Annotated in this window: 14 protein-coding genes; 5 read left to right on the top strand and 9 right to left on the bottom strand. The window is 61.6% G+C overall.

Features of this window, described 5'->3' with window-relative positions:
* Positions 1-5: 5 nt before the first annotated feature.
* From ACA065_RS07285 to dinG, 4 genes are all read right to left on the bottom strand, one after another.
* The gene (locus tag ACA065_RS07285; protein WP_497693928.1) at positions 6-1,178 is read right to left on the bottom strand and encodes an OmpA family protein; all 1,173 of its coding nucleotides are present in this window, start codon (positions 1,176-1,178) and stop codon (positions 6-8) included.
* Positions 1,179-1,333: 155 nt separating this feature from the next.
* The gene (locus ACA065_RS07280) at positions 1,334-2,479 is read right to left on the bottom strand and encodes a serine hydrolase domain-containing protein (protein WP_497693927.1); all 1,146 of its coding nucleotides are present in this window, start codon (positions 2,477-2,479) and stop codon (positions 1,334-1,336) included.
* Between the two features lie 82 nt (positions 2,480-2,561).
* Complete coding sequence (locus ACA065_RS07275) at positions 2,562-4,871, bottom strand: beta-galactosidase (RefSeq protein ID WP_497693926.1); 2,310 nt, start codon at positions 4,869-4,871, stop codon at positions 2,562-2,564.
* Between the two features lie 98 nt (positions 4,872-4,969).
* Positions 4,970-7,114 carry an ATP-dependent DNA helicase DinG gene (dinG, locus tag ACA065_RS07270; protein ID WP_497693925.1) on the bottom strand — a complete coding sequence of 715 codons (2,145 nt, stop codon included), beginning with the start codon at positions 7,112-7,114 and terminating at the stop codon, positions 4,970-4,972.
* Between the two features lie 99 nt (positions 7,115-7,213).
* Between dinG and ACA065_RS07265 the strand changes: the two genes are divergently transcribed.
* A complete protein-coding gene (locus ACA065_RS07265; protein ID WP_497693924.1) occupies positions 7,214-7,678 on the top strand; it encodes a CopD family protein in 465 nt (154 codons plus the stop codon).
* A 102-nt stretch (positions 7,679-7,780) separates the two neighbouring features.
* Here the strand turns inward: ACA065_RS07265 and ACA065_RS07260 are convergent, their stop codons facing one another.
* The 3 genes from ACA065_RS07260 to ACA065_RS07250 form a co-directional block, all read right to left on the bottom strand.
* Entirely contained in the window at positions 7,781-8,539 is a 759-nt protein-coding gene (locus ACA065_RS07260; protein ID WP_497693923.1) for a collagen-like protein, read from the bottom strand.
* The gene (locus tag ACA065_RS07255) at positions 8,532-8,825 is read right to left on the bottom strand and encodes a DUF1145 domain-containing protein (RefSeq protein WP_497693922.1); all 294 of its coding nucleotides are present in this window, start codon (positions 8,823-8,825) and stop codon (positions 8,532-8,534) included. Before ACA065_RS07255 ends, ACA065_RS07260 begins: the two co-directional genes overlap by 8 nt.
* Positions 8,826-8,984: 159 nt before the next feature.
* Positions 8,985-9,680, bottom strand: a complete 696-nt coding sequence (locus tag ACA065_RS07250) for a PA1041 family peptidoglycan-binding anchor lipoprotein (RefSeq protein ID WP_497693921.1) — start codon at positions 9,678-9,680, stop codon at positions 8,985-8,987.
* A 190-nt stretch (positions 9,681-9,870) separates the two neighbouring features.
* On the opposite strand from ACA065_RS07250, the gene ACA065_RS07245 reads away from it, so the two are divergent.
* The 4 genes from ACA065_RS07245 to ACA065_RS07230 are packed head-to-tail and all read left to right on the top strand — an operon-like array spanning position 9,871 to position 11,549.
* Positions 9,871-10,368 (top strand): DUF6231 family protein, encoded by a 498-nt coding sequence (locus ACA065_RS07245; protein WP_497693920.1) that lies wholly within the window; start codon positions 9,871-9,873, stop codon positions 10,366-10,368.
* 2 nt (positions 10,369-10,370) lie between these two features.
* Positions 10,371-10,841, top strand: a complete 471-nt coding sequence (locus tag ACA065_RS07240; RefSeq protein ID WP_497693919.1) for a YchJ family protein — start codon at positions 10,371-10,373, stop codon at positions 10,839-10,841.
* Between the two features lie 19 nt (positions 10,842-10,860).
* Positions 10,861-11,343, top strand: coding sequence for an LEA/WHy family protein (locus ACA065_RS07235; RefSeq protein ID WP_497693918.1), 483 nt, complete (start codon positions 10,861-10,863; stop codon positions 11,341-11,343).
* Entirely contained in the window at positions 11,340-11,549 is a 210-nt protein-coding gene (locus tag ACA065_RS07230) for an SEC-C metal-binding domain-containing protein (protein WP_065890089.1), read from the top strand. The genes ACA065_RS07235 and ACA065_RS07230 overlap by 4 nt, the downstream gene beginning before the upstream one ends.
* Positions 11,550-11,674: 125 nt before the next feature.
* On the opposite strand, the gene ACA065_RS07225 is transcribed toward ACA065_RS07230, so the two are convergent.
* Both ACA065_RS07225 and ACA065_RS07220 read right to left on the bottom strand, forming a co-directional pair.
* Positions 11,675-13,060, bottom strand: a complete 1,386-nt coding sequence (locus ACA065_RS07225; protein WP_497693917.1) for an ATP-binding protein — start codon at positions 13,058-13,060, stop codon at positions 11,675-11,677.
* On the bottom strand, positions 13,057-13,767 hold the full coding sequence (locus ACA065_RS07220; protein ID WP_497693916.1) for a response regulator: 711 nt from the start codon (positions 13,765-13,767) through the stop codon (positions 13,057-13,059). The genes ACA065_RS07225 and ACA065_RS07220 overlap by 4 nt, the downstream gene beginning before the upstream one ends.
* Positions 13,768-13,956 lie beyond the last annotated feature (189 nt).

The raw sequence follows: 13,956 nt of genomic DNA, 5'->3' as shown, positions 1-13,956 counted from the left end.
GCAGATCAGTTTTTCGCCTGGTCGTTTGTAGCGGCTGCATCGGCCTTCGGTGCTGCTTTTTTCGCGGCAGGCTTGGCGGCAGCTTTTTTCGCAACGGGCTTGGCAGCGGCTTTCTTGGCCGGGGCCTTTTTCGCCGGGGCTGCTTTTTTCGCAGCCGGAGCTGCTACTGGGGCTGGCGCAGCCTGCACGGCGACCATTTCGGCAACCGGTGGTTTGCCCGAGTTGTACTTGCTCAACAAGGCCAACATCGTTGTACGCTGAGTGAGCATGATTTCCATGCGACGGTTCAGCGCACGCCCCTGATTGCTGTCGTTGGCAGCCCGCGGCATAAGGTCGCCCATGCCACGCATCATCAGGCGATCCTGTTTCAAACCGCTGAGGCTGAAAATCGACGCGATGGACTGCGCGCGCTCGCGGGTCAACGCCTGGCTCACTGGCTCGGCGCCATTGGTGTCGACGTGGCCGAGCACCAGCACAGCGGTCTTCGGATCGCCTTCAACGGCCTTGGCAACACGTGTGAACGGGCCCAGGGTCACCGGCAACAGCATCGCCGGGCGCTTCGGGTTGTAAGAGCCATCAACCGGAGCGATCACGACCAATACGTTCTCGCGACGTTCCAGTTGCAGGTTGCTGTCCTTGATGGCGGCGCGCAGGCGCGGCTCATAGTCGTCCAGCCAGGCCTGGGTGATTTTCGGGTCGGGCATCGGCACGTTGGTCACGTCGACCTTGGCCAATGGCTTTGGCTTGCTTTCGAACGGCCACCACCATTTGGTCTCGGTGTCGGTCTTGGCAACAGCAGGGGCAGCCTCCGGCGTCGATGCCGGGGTTGCCGCCTTGAGGTCGGCCTTCAGGTCAGCCTTGGCATCCGCCGCCTTTTCGTCGGCGCTCTTGGCGGAGAACGGCCACCAGTTGAAGCCGGTGTCGGCCTTGGCTACCGGGGCAGGCGCGGCAGCGGCGGACGCAGGGGCCGCAGCAGCGGCAACCGGCGCGGCGGGCTTGGCGCCAGCGGCGGGTTTTGCATCCGGCTTGGCGTCGGTTTGGGTCACTGCGTCCTTGGTAGCAGCCTTGTCGGATCCAAAAGACCACCAATGCCCACCTTCGGCATCATTTTGTGGAGTTTGTGCGCAGCCAGTAATAGTGAGGCACAGCGCCAGTGCCAAGGACTTGTTCGATAACATGAGATATCCACAAAATGAGAAAAAACCGGGGGGTCTGGTTGACCCGTTAAACAGACGCTTACAGAACATTAAAGTTACAAAATTTCGTTCAGCGCCTTCTGCTTAGATTTTGTATAGCCGCCTTTGTAACAAAAAAACGCAAAACAGCAAGCTCTTTACAGACAACCGGCCAATATTCCGACCAACTTCTGTGCACGCGGGTCCATAAGTACGTAAGGCCCCAGTGTATTAGTCACGAAACCGAACGCTACATCATGTTCCGGGTCGGCAAACCCCACCGAACCACCCGCCCCTGGATGGCCAAACGCACGTGGGCCAAGGCCGAACGTGGCATTGGGCAATTGCGGTTGATCCAACATGCAGCCCAAACCGAAACGGGTTTGGGTCAATAAAGTTTTATCCGGCCCGATACTGTGTTCGCGGGTCAATTGTTCGAGCATGTCGCTTTCCAACAAACTACCGTCCAACAATCCGCTATAAAAACCCGCCAGGCTGCGCGCATTACCGTGACCATTTGCCGCTGGCTGCTGCATGCGCCGCCATTCGGGCTTATTAGTGCTGGTCAGAATAGACGGTGGATTGGCAAATGCACGTGTAGTCATGGCCGCAGGTTCGCGCATCATTACTTGCAACAAGCGTTGAGCGGCTTCGTCACCCATATTGCCTTTGCTGCGGGCTATATGTGCAACACGATAAAACTCTTCATCGGCCAGCCCCACATGGAAGTCCAGGCCCAACGGCCGCGCAACCCGCGCGACAATTGACTCACCCGGCCCCCGCCCATCGGCACGGCGCAGCAATTCACCGACCAACCAGCCGTAGGTAATCGCCTCGTACCCATGCCCCTGGCCCGGCGTCCACCACGGGGCTTCGGCCGCCAGGGTGTCGACCATCAGTTGCCAGTCGTACAACGCTTCAGTCGGCAGCATCTCGCGGATCGCCGGCAGCCCGGCCTGGTGGCAGAGCAACTGGCGCAGGGTGATCGCTTCTTTACCGGCTGCCGCGAACTCGGGCCAATACTCAGCGACGGGCACATCGAGTTGCAACTTGCCCTCGGCGACCAATTGCAGGGCCGTGACGGCGGTGAAGGTCTTGGTGCAGGAGAACAGGTTGACGATCGTGTCGCTGTGCCAGGCCTCGGCACCATCCTTGTCCGCAGTGCCGGCCCACAGGTCGACGACGGTTTCGCCGCCGATCTGGATACACAGCCCGGCACCGCGCTCCTGCGGGTCATCGAACAACGCGGCAAACGCTTCACGTACCGCTTCGAACTGGAGCTCGTAATGACCCTGAATCTGCACCTAAGCCGCCTTGGAAAACACTGTAAGAAGTGGCCGACATTGTTCCAGTCATTAGCGGTTTTGTGAACCCGTCAACGATGAATCAGTGGCCATTTCCAGAGTGCCCACCCGCATGCCCAGCGCCCTGCCCCGCGCCTTTGCCTGCCGGCCCGGGCTTGCCACCTTCGCTTTCACGAACCGCGCCGGCCGCCTTGGCTTTTTGTGCCTCTTTACCCAGTTGGTCGACCGCCGCCAGGTTGCTTTTACGCACGCTGTCGACAAAGCCCTGGAATGGCACATCGGTAATGCCGACAAGCCCGAAATGGCCGTTCTCACCGTCCAGCAGACGGCCGGTCACCGGCTGGTCCAAATACTGGAACCAGTGCACGCCGACAATCGACGGCTCGGCCATCGCCTGCTTGAGGAAGTTGCTGTAGGCCACGCCACGGTCTTCTTCCTTGGCCAACTGGGTCACGCCGCCCCAGAACGGGCCACGGTCGGCCGAGCCGAAGTTGAACTCGGTGATCAGCACCGGCTTATCCAATGCGCGCAGGGCGGTAAAGTCATACCCGTCCTGCGGCTTGAGGGTGTACATGTTGAAGCTCAGCACATCGCAATACTGGGCGCAGGACGCCACGGCTTCCGGCGTACTCACGGCATAACGACCGCCCAGCAGCAACTGGTTGGGCGCGTGCCACTTCAACGAATCGGAGATGGTCTTGAAATAGGCATCGGCGAAGGTCTTCTGGAAGTATTTGAAGTCAGCTTCGATTTCCGGGTGCTCGGGGCTTGGCATCGGCGGCTCGAAGCCTGGGTCTTCCATCAGCTCCCAGCCCGCCAAGTGAATGCCCCAGGCCTTCGACAGACCGTCTTCATTACGGTACTTGTCGCGCAGTTGCTTGAGAAACGCGCGCTTGGCCGGTACGTCGGTGGTCATGCGCAACGTGCCATAGGCTAAAGCGTAACGGGATTTTGCATCATCGCCAGGGCCGGCCCAGGCCAGCTCGTTGTCGGCAAAGAAGCCGATCAGCCACGGGTCATCGCGATGATCGCGGGCAGCAATCGCCACGGCGCGCTCGGTGGCCATGGCGAAACGCGGGTCGAACGGGTCGGGCATGCCGCCCCACCAGTCGGTGCCGGTGCTGATGCTGGCGTAGTCGCCGACAATCGACAGCGGCAAGGTGTAAGGCACGCGGTCGGCGCTGGCCAAACTCTCGTCGCTCCAGTTGCCCACGGTATTAAAACCCCAGGCTTGCAGGCGGTCGAGGGTGTGCGTGACCCAGCGTTTCGGGTCAAAACCTTCGGTGCCCCCTTCAGAACCATAGGTGCGCTGCAGGTTGGCGCCATAGAAGTCGTACCAACGCCCCGCGTTGAAACCCCGGCCCTGATCGGCGCCGTTGCCGCCACGGTTATCGCTGCTGCCGTAGTACTTGTCGAACGGCTCGCCGGCCTTGGGCAGCGCGGCGAACATCCACTCGCGGCCGGCCACATAGGTCTGGTTGTTATCCGCGGCCACGGTGTTGACGCCCAGGGAGTAGAACGGATGGCCTTGCGGCGTTACCAAATACCAGCGACCGTCGCGCTTCTCGGTGCGGAAAAACCCGCTGGCTTCGAACGCCGGGCCTTTGTTCCAGCCACCATATTGGTCCAGGGAAGATTTGTTGCGCTCAGCCAACCAGCCTTTGAGCTGCTGTTGCTCCTTGGCAGCGGCGGCTTTGAGTTGATCGTCACTGCTGACCTTCTCCGGCCAGCGCGCGCGGGTTGACTGACCATACGCGTCCACCAGTTCGCTGTAGGCCGCCTTCAGCACCGGCTCGCTGTCCTGCACACCAAAGCGCTCCAGCAGAATGCTTTGGGCCGCGTTCGGCTTGATCATCGAAAGTGTCACAGAAGCCACCTGGCTGCGGTCGATTTCCCCGGCGCTGCCGGCCAGCAATACACGCTGGCCATCCACGGTAATCGGCATCGGCGGGCCGGCCTTCATGCCCTGGCTCAGCGGCGAGTTGGCTTGCAACGGGATCAACAGGGTCTGGGCCGGGCCGGCCGGCAGGTCGATGCGACTGACCAGCGTCTTGCCGTCGGTACTTTGCACCTTGACGTAGAGGGTCAGCGCCCAGTCCATGGCGCTCTGGATACGCAGGCTCATGGCGCCGGACTGCGACCAGTCCCACACGCCGGTTTGCGGGCTGAGCACCAGGCTCGGCTCGGCCGCCGGGTTAAACGTGATGCGGCGCAGCACCTCGCCTTCAGGTGTTTGCTCGGCATTGTATTGCGGCAGGCTGGCGTCCTGGGTCGCCACCTTGACCACATCGGCAGGCCGGACGAAGTTGAACAGCGTTTGTTGCCCGGCAGGCGCGGCCATCAAGGGTGCGGCGAACAACAAGGCAAACAGAGCGGGCAGCGTGCGAATCATACGAACAAGGTTCTCCCAATCGGCCGGTGAATGGCCTGATGACATACATCGATAGCGGTGAGATAGACCACGAAGTGGGCGAATTCGCCCACTGTGGCTTAAGAAATTTCGCGCCTGAACGGCGGCAAAGCATTAAGGATAGCTTTGCCATAGCGCTGCGTGACCAAACGACGGTCAAGCAAGGTGATGGTGCCCCGGTCTTCTTCGGTACGCAGCAGGCGACCGCAGGCCTGTACCAGCTTCAAGGAAGCATCCGGCACCGAGATCTCCATGAACGGGTTACCGCCACGCGCCTCGATCCACTCGGCCAGGGCAGCCTCGACCGGATCATCCGGCACCGAGAACGGGATCTTGGCGATCACCACGTGTTCACAGTAGGCACCTGGCAAGTCCACGCCTTCGGCAAAGCTCGCCAGGCCGAACAACACGCTGGAATCGCCGCCATCGACGCGCGCCTTGTGCTTATTGAGGGTTTCCTGCTTGGACAGGTTGCCCTGGATAAACACTTGCTTGCGCCAGTCGCGGTCGAGGCCGTCGAACACGTCCTGCATCTGTTTGCGTGAGGAGAACAGCACCAGGGTGCCGCGCGAACCTTCGACCAACTCCGGCAGGTCGCGGATGATCGCCGCCGTATGGGCCGGCGCGTCCCGTGGGTCGGCCTTGAGGTCCGGCACCCGCAGCACACCCGCATCGGCGTGGTGGAACGGGCTTGGCACCACCGCCGTAACGGCCTTTTTCGGCAAGCCGGCACGCATGCGGAAGCGGTCGAAGCTGCCCAGCGCCGTCAGCGTCGCCGAGGTCACCAGGCAGCCGTAGGCTACGTTCCACAGGTTGCGGCGCAGCATTTCGGCGGCAAGGATCGGGCTGGCGTTGACCTCGATATCAAACAGCGCACCGCTTTCGGACAAGGTCAACCAACGCGCCATCGGCGGGTTGTCTTCCGGGTCTTCGACGGTAAAGGCCGTCCACAACTCCCAGTTGCCCTGGGAGCGCGACAACAGGCTGCCGAACAGCGGATACCACTCCTCGGCCTGGTTGCTGGCGATGCCGATATTGACCTCGCCGTCCATGCCTTCCTTGAGCAGGTCGGTCAGGCGGGTGAACAGGTCGGTGAGGCGCGAAAAGGCCTTCTTCAGCTCGATGCCCATTTCACGCATGTGCTCGGGGATCAACCCGCCGACAAAGCGGTGGCGCGGCCGCTCGCGGCCTTCCACGTCTTCGCCGGGCTTGAAGTCGGCGACCTGTTCGCAGGCGCTGAACATGAACTGCTGCTGGGTCTTGATCTCGCGCGCCAGCTCCGGCACCTGTTCGATCAGCTTGCCCAGGTCGCCGGGCAGCGGGTGCTGGGCCAGCAACTTGATGAGGTTCTTGGCGGTGGTTTCCAGCCAGTCGGCGGTGGAGCGCAAACGGGTGTAGTGAGCGAAGTGGCCGATGGCTTTATCCGGCAGGTGGTGACCTTCGTCGAAGACGTAAAGCGTGTCGCGTGGGTCAGGCAGCACGGCGCCGCCGCCCAGGGCCAGGTCAGCCAGGACCATGTCGTGGTTGGTGACGATCACGTCGACCTTGCCCATGCCTTCGCGGGCCTTATAGAACGCGCACTGGCCGAAGTTGGGGCAATGGCGGTTGGTGCATTGGCTGTGGTCAGTGGTCAGGCGCGCCCAGTCGGAATCTTCCAGGGCGGTGGGCCAGCTGTCGCGGTCGCCGTCCCACTTATTGCCGGCAAGCTTCTCGATCATGCTGGTAAACAGCTTCTGGCTGACTTCATCAACCTCGATCTTGAAGCCTTCTTCTTCGAACAGCGACGCGGTGGCGGTTTGCGCATGGCCTTCCTGCAAGAGCACGTCGAGCTTGGACAGGCACATGTAGCGGCCACGGCCCTTGGCCAGGGCGAAGGTGAAGTTCAGGCCGCTGTTGCGCATCAGGTCGGGCAGGTCTTTGTAGACAATCTGCTCTTGCAGGGCGACGGTGGCGGTGGCGATCACCAGACGCTTGCCGGCGGCCTTGGCGGTGGGGATCGCGGCCAGGCTGTAGGCCACGGTCTTGCCGGTGCCGGTGCCGGCCTCGACGGCCACTATTGCAGGGTCGCCACTGCGCCGGCCTTCGTCGTCGGTGTCGATATCCCCGAGGACTTTGGCCACTTCGGCGATCATCAGGCGTTGGCCGTAGCGCGGTTTCAAGCTCTTGGCTTCGAGAAAACGCGAATAGGCGCCCTGGATCGTGGTTTTGAGTTCAGTGCTGATCATGGATAGTCGGGCGCAAAAAACGCTGGATAAATTTTCAGTGGTTCGGATCGGCCGCTATCATACCCCGCTAATTAATCCCGCGCAGAACGGAGTACCACAATGACCGCGTTTAGCCTCGCTTACACCCTGCATGTATTGGCCGCCCTGGTTTGGGTCGGCGGTATGTTTTTCGCCTGGATGATCCTGCGCCCCGCCGCCATGGCGGCCCTTGAGGGCCCAGCCAGGCTCAAACTGTGGGCGAATGTGTTTCAACGTTTTTTCGTGTGGGTGTGGGTGGCCGTGGCGGTTTTGCCGATCAGCGGCATCGGCCTGCTGCAACTGCGCTTCAGCGGTTTTGAAACGGCGCCGCGTTATGTGCAGGTGATGATGGGCTTGTATCTGGTGATGACGGCGCTGTTTATCCGCATCCAGGCGTTGAAGTTCCCGCAATTGCGCCAAGCGGTGGTGGCTGAGGATTGGCCGGCGGGTGCGGCTGCACTGGGGCAGATTCGCAAGCTGGTGGGGGTTAATCTGATTGTTGGGTTGGTGGTGGTGGCGATTGCTTCGGCTCGGCCGATGTTCTGAGACTGCCCTTTATGGCCCCTTTGCGAGCAAGCCCGCTCCCACATTGGGAAGGCATTTCAATGTGGGAGCGGGCTTGCTCGCAAAGGCGTCAGAACAATCGACTCAGAGCCGCTGAATAGTCACAGCCCCCGCAGGCCCTGCCGGCCCCGGTTGCCCTTCCAGCCCTGGGCGGCCCTTATCGCCGCCATCGGCGCGGTACACCACGCAGCCCTTGGACTGCCCGCCTTTACCCGGTTTGCCTGCCGTGCCGGCCAAACCGCCCGGACCGCCATCCACCCAGACTTTGATTTGCTCAGCCGGAAAGCTCTGCGGCAGCTCGACGCGTACGGTCGCGCCTGACGCGCCTGGCAGACCATCGCCACCATTATCGCCATTGGCGCCGCGGCCGGCCGAACCCCAGGTGCAACCCGGGTCCACGCCGTTGGCGCCATCCAGGCCTGCATACCCTTGGGCACCGGCGCCGCCACGGGCATCCACCGACAGCTCTTCGGCGCTCAGGGCGTTGATACGCAGGACCAAGTCACGCCCGGCTTTGGCCGGCCTTTCGTGGGTGCCGGGAGCACCGCGCGAGGTGATCTGGCTGCCGTGTTCCAGCTGCGCATTACGCACCTGCAACTGCAGCGCGGTATTGCCGGGGGCGATGGCGATACGCGCCTCACGCCCCAAGTGCAACTCGTCCACCGTAACCTGGCTGATGGTTGCCGGCACCAGCAACGTGCCGTAGTCCGCTACATCCAGGCGTTCGAGCTGCAACACGCTGGTACTGCTGGGCAAGCGCATCAACGAGTTGGTTTCAACACTGACGTTCTGGGCCAGGGCAATGGGGCTGACCAACAGGGCCAACAGAAAAACCTTACGCATGATTGGCCTCCTTGTGTGCTTCATCAATGGTGGCAGGCGCCGACAGGCCCCGCACATGGAACATCCCCACCAGCAGAATCTGCAAGCGGTCACGCCAAGGGTGGGTACGGTGTTTCAAGCTGCTGTTGAACAACAGCAATTCCAACAGGTGGGTAAGCAACAACAGACTGCCGGCCAGGCTGACCAACAGGTGGAACGGATTGGCGAGCGGCCGGAACAGATTGACCACCACCACGACCCAGAACAGCAACGTCAGAAACTTTCCCAACCCCCAAAACACCTTCATCCCGCATGCCCCTGCCTATTATTCTTTGGGGGCACAGTACCGACTTCTGCAGGCGATTTGCCAGTGAAGGTTGAAAAAACTTGATAAAGGGCTGGTTTGCCGGCGGTTTCGCCGAGGATCGCCAGCAATGCCCCTGTGACGCCACAGGGGCAAGGGCTGTCAGCGGTTGATTTTGATTTCCACGCGGCGGTTCAAGGCGCGGCCGTCAGCGGTTTTGTTATCGGCCACCGGCTGGCTCTCGCCCGCGCCCACCACCGACACAAAGTTGCTGCGCGGCACGCCTGCGCCCACCAGGTAATCCGTGACTGAGTGGGCGCGTTTATCCGAGAGTTTCTGGTTGTAGGCGTCTTTGCCGACGCTGTCGGTATGCCCGCTGACCCGCAGTTGCGCGCCAGGCGCTTCTTGTTTCAAGCGCGTGGCGATGGTGTCGAGCTTGGTTTTGTCCGCCGCCGTCAGCTTGGCCGAATCGAACTGGAAGTGCACATCGCGGATCACGATGGTTTCTTCCTTGACGACGACCACTTCCTCAACCACGGCCGCGACCGGCACCGGTGGGCAACCGTTGGCATCCACCGGCACGCCTTTAGGCGTGCCTGGGCACTTGTCACGGCTGTCCGGCACGCCATCGCCGTCTTCGTCGCCATCGCCATGCACCCAGCAATAGGCACCGGCCATGCCGCCGATGAGCAGCGCGCCTGCGCCGGCATACGCCGAACTTTCAGTGGCGCCAATCGCGGCGCCCGTCACACCACCGACGGCTGCGCAGGTGGGCCAATCGGTTTTTTGCAACCCTGCGCAACCTGTCAATACTCCGGTTAGCAGAACCAAAGGTAGAGCTGTCCGCATGATGCTCATCTGATTTCTCCTGAGGGGATCGGCGGGGGCCGACAGGAGGAGTAAAGACCGCTCTTTTCATCTGCGCCACCGCGCCGCACCCCCGTGTTTGTTGAGGTTGGCCGCCCATGCAGGACTTTTCGCCGCCGCCCGCTCTAGGCCCGCACGCTCAGCCGCGCTAGTCTCTACGGTCCTGATGTGAGGATCTCTGATGACCGCTGGTATTTCTTCCCGTACGCCACAGCAAGCCCTGGCCGCTTTGCTCGATCTGCACCAGCCCAAACGCCTGTTGCTGTTGGGTGCCAGCCAGTTTCCGGCGCTGGAAGCCTTTCAAACCGAGCACCCGGACACCGTAGTAGCCGTCGCTGAGCCGGGGCCGTTGCCGGCAGAGCTGGCGGCGCAGCGTTTTGACTTGGCGCTGGTGGTCGACTGCCTGGAGCACCTGTCAAAACCGCAAGGCCTGACCTTGCTCGGCGGCATCCGTAACCTCAATGCCAGCCGCATTGCGGTGCTGGCCGACCTGGGTGCCTGCGGCTGGAAAGACACCGACTTTTTCTCCCTGGCCCTGCAGGCCGGCGAACGTTTCCAGCGCGATGAGCAGGTTCTGACGCTGTTTACCTACGATCTGCTTGACTATAAACAGGTGCCGGACTGGCTCAACGCCCGCTTTTGGGCCAACCCGGAAAACTTCGGAAAGTATTGGTGGTAACCATGAGTACATCCATTTGCCCCTGCGGCAGTGGCAACCTGCTGGATGCCTGCTGCGGCCATTATCACGCCGGCCACCCGGCGCCCTGCGCCAGTGCGCTGATGCGTTCTCGCTACAGCGCTTACGTGTTGGGCCTGGTGGACTATCTGGTCGCCACCACATTGCCTGCGCAACAAGCGGGCCTGGACCGCGCCGCCATCGGCGCCTGGAGTGCCCAGAGCACTTGGCTCGGTCTTGAGGTGGAAAGCTCCGAGGTGTTCGGCGGCCAGCCCGAACATGCGTTCGTGACCTTTACCGCGCGCTGGCACGACAGCACCGGCGAACACAGCCACCGCGAGCAGTCGTCTTTCGTACAGAATGATGGGCACTGGTACTTCATCGACCCGACAGTGGAGGTGAAGGCCGGGCGCAATGATGTATGTTTGTGCGGCAGTGGGCAGAAATTCAAGAAGTGCTGTTCCAGCTACCTCTAACCACCAAAGGATTAACGCCATGCTTCGGATGTACAGCTTGATGCTGGCGTTAACCCTCGGCCTGACCGGCTGCGCCTCGTGGTTCGAGGACGATGCACCTGCGCCCCACGTCTCCCTGGTGAAAGTAGAAGTGGTGCGGGCCAAGTTGCTGGAGCAGAAATTCAAGCTGTTCTTTCGTGTGGACAACCGCGACGACGCCGACCTTACCGTGCGCGGCCTGATCTACAAGGTCACCCTGGACGATTTTGTGCTCACCGAAGGCGAGTCCAACGAATGGCTCACCGTACCGCCGCGCGGCCATGCTTTTTTCAGGGTGACGGTGCGCACCAACCTGTGGCCGCAGATACGCGATGTCGTGCAAATGCTGAAAAACCCCAGCAAGCCCGTGCCCTATCGCCTGGAGGGCGAGCTGAAAACCGGATTATTCATCGGTAATGACGTGCAGGTGGCCCACAATGGCGAGATAATCCCCGGCGATTTTATTCCGGAGCGACATCGATGACTCAGCAACCCCATGTCCATGGTCCTGACTGCAACCACGATCACGACCACCATGATCATCATGATCACGACCACGGTCATGTCCACGGCCCGAACTGCGGCCACGCTCACCAGGAGCCGGTGCGCAACGCCCTGAAGGACGTTGGCCGCAACGATCCTTGCCCGTGCGGCAGCGAGAAGAAATTCAAGAAGTGCCACGGGGCGTAAGCCGCGCTGAAGATCCAAATGTGGGAGCGGGCTTGCTCGCGAAGGCGGTGTATCAGTGATGAAAGTGTCGGCTGACACCCCGTCTTCGCGAGCAAGCCCGCTCCCACATTGGATCGCATTTCAGATCAGAGCCTGCGTTGAAACAGCAGCTCCACCTCCAGTCCCCCGCCCTCCCGATTACTCAAACTCAACCGCCCCTCATGCGCCCGCGCAATCGTGTGCGCAATGCTCAACCCCAACCCATACCCGCCCGTCTCGGCATTGCGTGAGCCTTCCACCCGGTAAAACGGTTCCATCACCTGCTCCAGCTGTTCCTGGGGGATCCCCGGGCCGCGGTCGCTGATAACAATTTTCAAGCTGTCCGCCTGGTCCTCGACCTGCACCGCCACGTCACTGCCATAACGCACCGCGTTTTCCAGCAGGTTCTGCACACAGCGCTTAAGACTACGCGCGTAGCCCGGCAACGGTTGCTTCGCACGGCCGACGATGGTCACCCGTTCGCCCACGTCTTCCAAGTCCGCCTGCAGGCTTTGCAGCAAGGCGTTGATGTCGATGTTCTGGCGTGTCTCGTTGATTTCGCCGCTGCTGACAAAGTCCAAAGTGCTGGAGACCATGTGCTCCATTTCTTCGAGGTCGCTGCGAAAACGCTCCTTGGTGCGCGTGTCTTCAAGCATCTCGGTGCGCAGGCGCAGGCGTGTGATCGGCGAGCGCAAGTCGTGGGAAATCGCTGCAAGAAACCGCGTGCGCTCGGCGATGTTGGCGATAAGCCGTTGCTGCATCGCATTAAACGCCTGGGCGGCGCGGCGCACTTCGGTCGGGCCGTCCACCGATAACGGCGCGCGCTGGATGTCCCGGCCCAGGGCTTCGGCGGCCTTGGCCAGGGCATTCAACGGGCGGATGGCCAGGCGCACTGCCACCAGGGCGATCAGCACCAGCACCAAAACGCGCAGCAAATAGATGCGCATCACGTAATCGAACAACAAATCCAGCGGCGAGGTGCTGGTCCAGCCCTGCGCTTCACGGGCGTCCACCTGCAACCAGCGCCCATCCGGCAGGCGCAAGTCGATCAGGAATTGCCCCACCACCGGTTTGGAACTGAGCAACGTGGAAAGACCGGCGCTTTGCCCTTCGCCGTCCACTAAAGACAAGCGCAACAGGATCAGGGTTTGCGCATAGCCGGTTTTCTCCGCCAACACCTTGTTGAGCAGGCGCTCGGTGGGCCGGTCGCTGTCGGTGAGGCTGCTGGGCATTCCGCTGGCCTGGTCGCTCAATGTCAGCTGAAAGTGCGGCGTGTTGAGCATTTTGATCAACTGGTCGGCTTGCTGCGGGTCGCTGTGCACCAGGCGGACCACGTCTGCCAGGCGTGTAGCGATCAACCGCGCGGGGATTTCCAGCACCTGGCCGTGGCGTCGGTCGTACCAGATGCTGCTGGTCAGCGCCTGGGCCGCCAGCATGCCGCTGACCAAAATCAGCACCAGCCGCCCGAACAACGAACGCGGCAGCAGTCTCACGACTCCAGCACCACGTCATCGGCAGTGAGCATGTAACCCTCGTTGCGCACGGTCTTGATCAGCCCTGCCGGCAGCTGCGAACGCAGGCGGCTGACGCACACGTCGATGGAGCGGTCGAACGGCGTGCTGTCCTTGTCGAACACATGGTTGAGCAAAAAGTCGCGGCTCAATGGGCGGTTTGGGTGCTGCAACAACAGGCGCAGCACGCGGTAATCCGAATTGCCCAGGCTGACCACCACGCCTTCGGGTGTGAGCAATTGCCGCGCCCGCGTGTCGAGTTGCCAGCCGGCAAAACCAATGCTCGGCGCCTCGTCCAGCCGCGCACGGTCGGGGAAGCTCTGCACCCGGCGCAACACCACTTTGATGCGCACCAGCAACTCACGCGGGTCGAACGGCTTGGGCAGGTAGTCGTCGGCGCCGATTTCCAGGCCGACGATGCGGTCGATCAACGAGCCCTTGGCGGTGAGCATCACCACCGGCGTGTTGGAACTGACGCGCAATTCGCGGCACAGGCTCAGGCCATCTTCGCCGGGCAGCATCAGGTCGAGCACGATCAGGTCGATGACATTCAGCGCCAGGCGGCGGCGCATTTCCTTGCCGTCGGCGGCGGTGGACACCTGGAAACCGGCGTCACTCAAATAGTCGCAGAGCAGTTGGCGGATTTGCGGGTCGTCATCAACGATTAACAGGTGGTCAGGCTTTGCCATGGGCATTCGATCCGAAAACTCAAAACGCAGGAGATAGCCGAAAGTTCATCCAGCGGTGCACGCAAATGTAATGGAATGTTGTGGGAAACCATAATCACGCATCAGCGATACAAAGCCAGGGTATGGCCGGCGGAATCGCTCTTTAGACTACCGAACCTAAATGAGAGTAATTGTAATTTAGGCTCGTAA

This window comes from Pseudomonas sp. LBUM1640 (assembly GCF_059716225.1).
Note: the sequence above shows the minus strand (reverse complement) of the source record. Positions and strands in the feature narration are given on the sequence as shown.

Bases quoted from the DNA above. Each gene is read 5' to 3' on its own strand.
- ACA065_RS07285 (WP_497693928.1), bottom strand. From the start codon at position 1,178: ATGTTATCGAACAAGTCCTTGGCACTGGCGCTGTGCCTCACTATTACT.
- ACA065_RS07275 (WP_497693926.1), bottom strand. From the start codon at position 4,871: ATGATTCGCACGCTGCCCGCTCTGTTTGCCTTGTTGTTCGCCGCACCC.
- dinG (WP_497693925.1), bottom strand. From the start codon at position 7,114: ATGATCAGCACTGAACTCAAAACCACGATCCAGGGCGCCTATTCGCGT.
- ACA065_RS07265 (WP_497693924.1), top strand. From the start codon at position 7,214: ATGACCGCGTTTAGCCTCGCTTACACCCTGCATGTATTGGCCGCCCTG.
- ACA065_RS07260 (WP_497693923.1), bottom strand. From the start codon at position 8,539: ATGCGTAAGGTTTTTCTGTTGGCCCTGTTGGTCAGCCCCATTGCCCTG.
- ACA065_RS07255 (WP_497693922.1), bottom strand. From the start codon at position 8,825: ATGAAGGTGTTTTGGGGGTTGGGAAAGTTTCTGACGTTGCTGTTCTGG.
- ACA065_RS07250 (WP_497693921.1), bottom strand. From the start codon at position 9,680: ATGAGCATCATGCGGACAGCTCTACCTTTGGTTCTGCTAACCGGAGTA.
- ACA065_RS07245 (WP_497693920.1), top strand. From the start codon at position 9,871: ATGACCGCTGGTATTTCTTCCCGTACGCCACAGCAAGCCCTGGCCGCT.
- ACA065_RS07240 (WP_497693919.1), top strand. From the start codon at position 10,371: ATGAGTACATCCATTTGCCCCTGCGGCAGTGGCAACCTGCTGGATGCC.
- ACA065_RS07235 (WP_497693918.1), top strand. From the start codon at position 10,861: ATGCTTCGGATGTACAGCTTGATGCTGGCGTTAACCCTCGGCCTGACC.
- ACA065_RS07230 (WP_065890089.1), top strand. From the start codon at position 11,340: ATGACTCAGCAACCCCATGTCCATGGTCCTGACTGCAACCACGATCAC.
- ACA065_RS07220 (WP_497693916.1), bottom strand. From the start codon at position 13,767: ATGGCAAAGCCTGACCACCTGTTAATCGTTGATGACGACCCGCAAATC.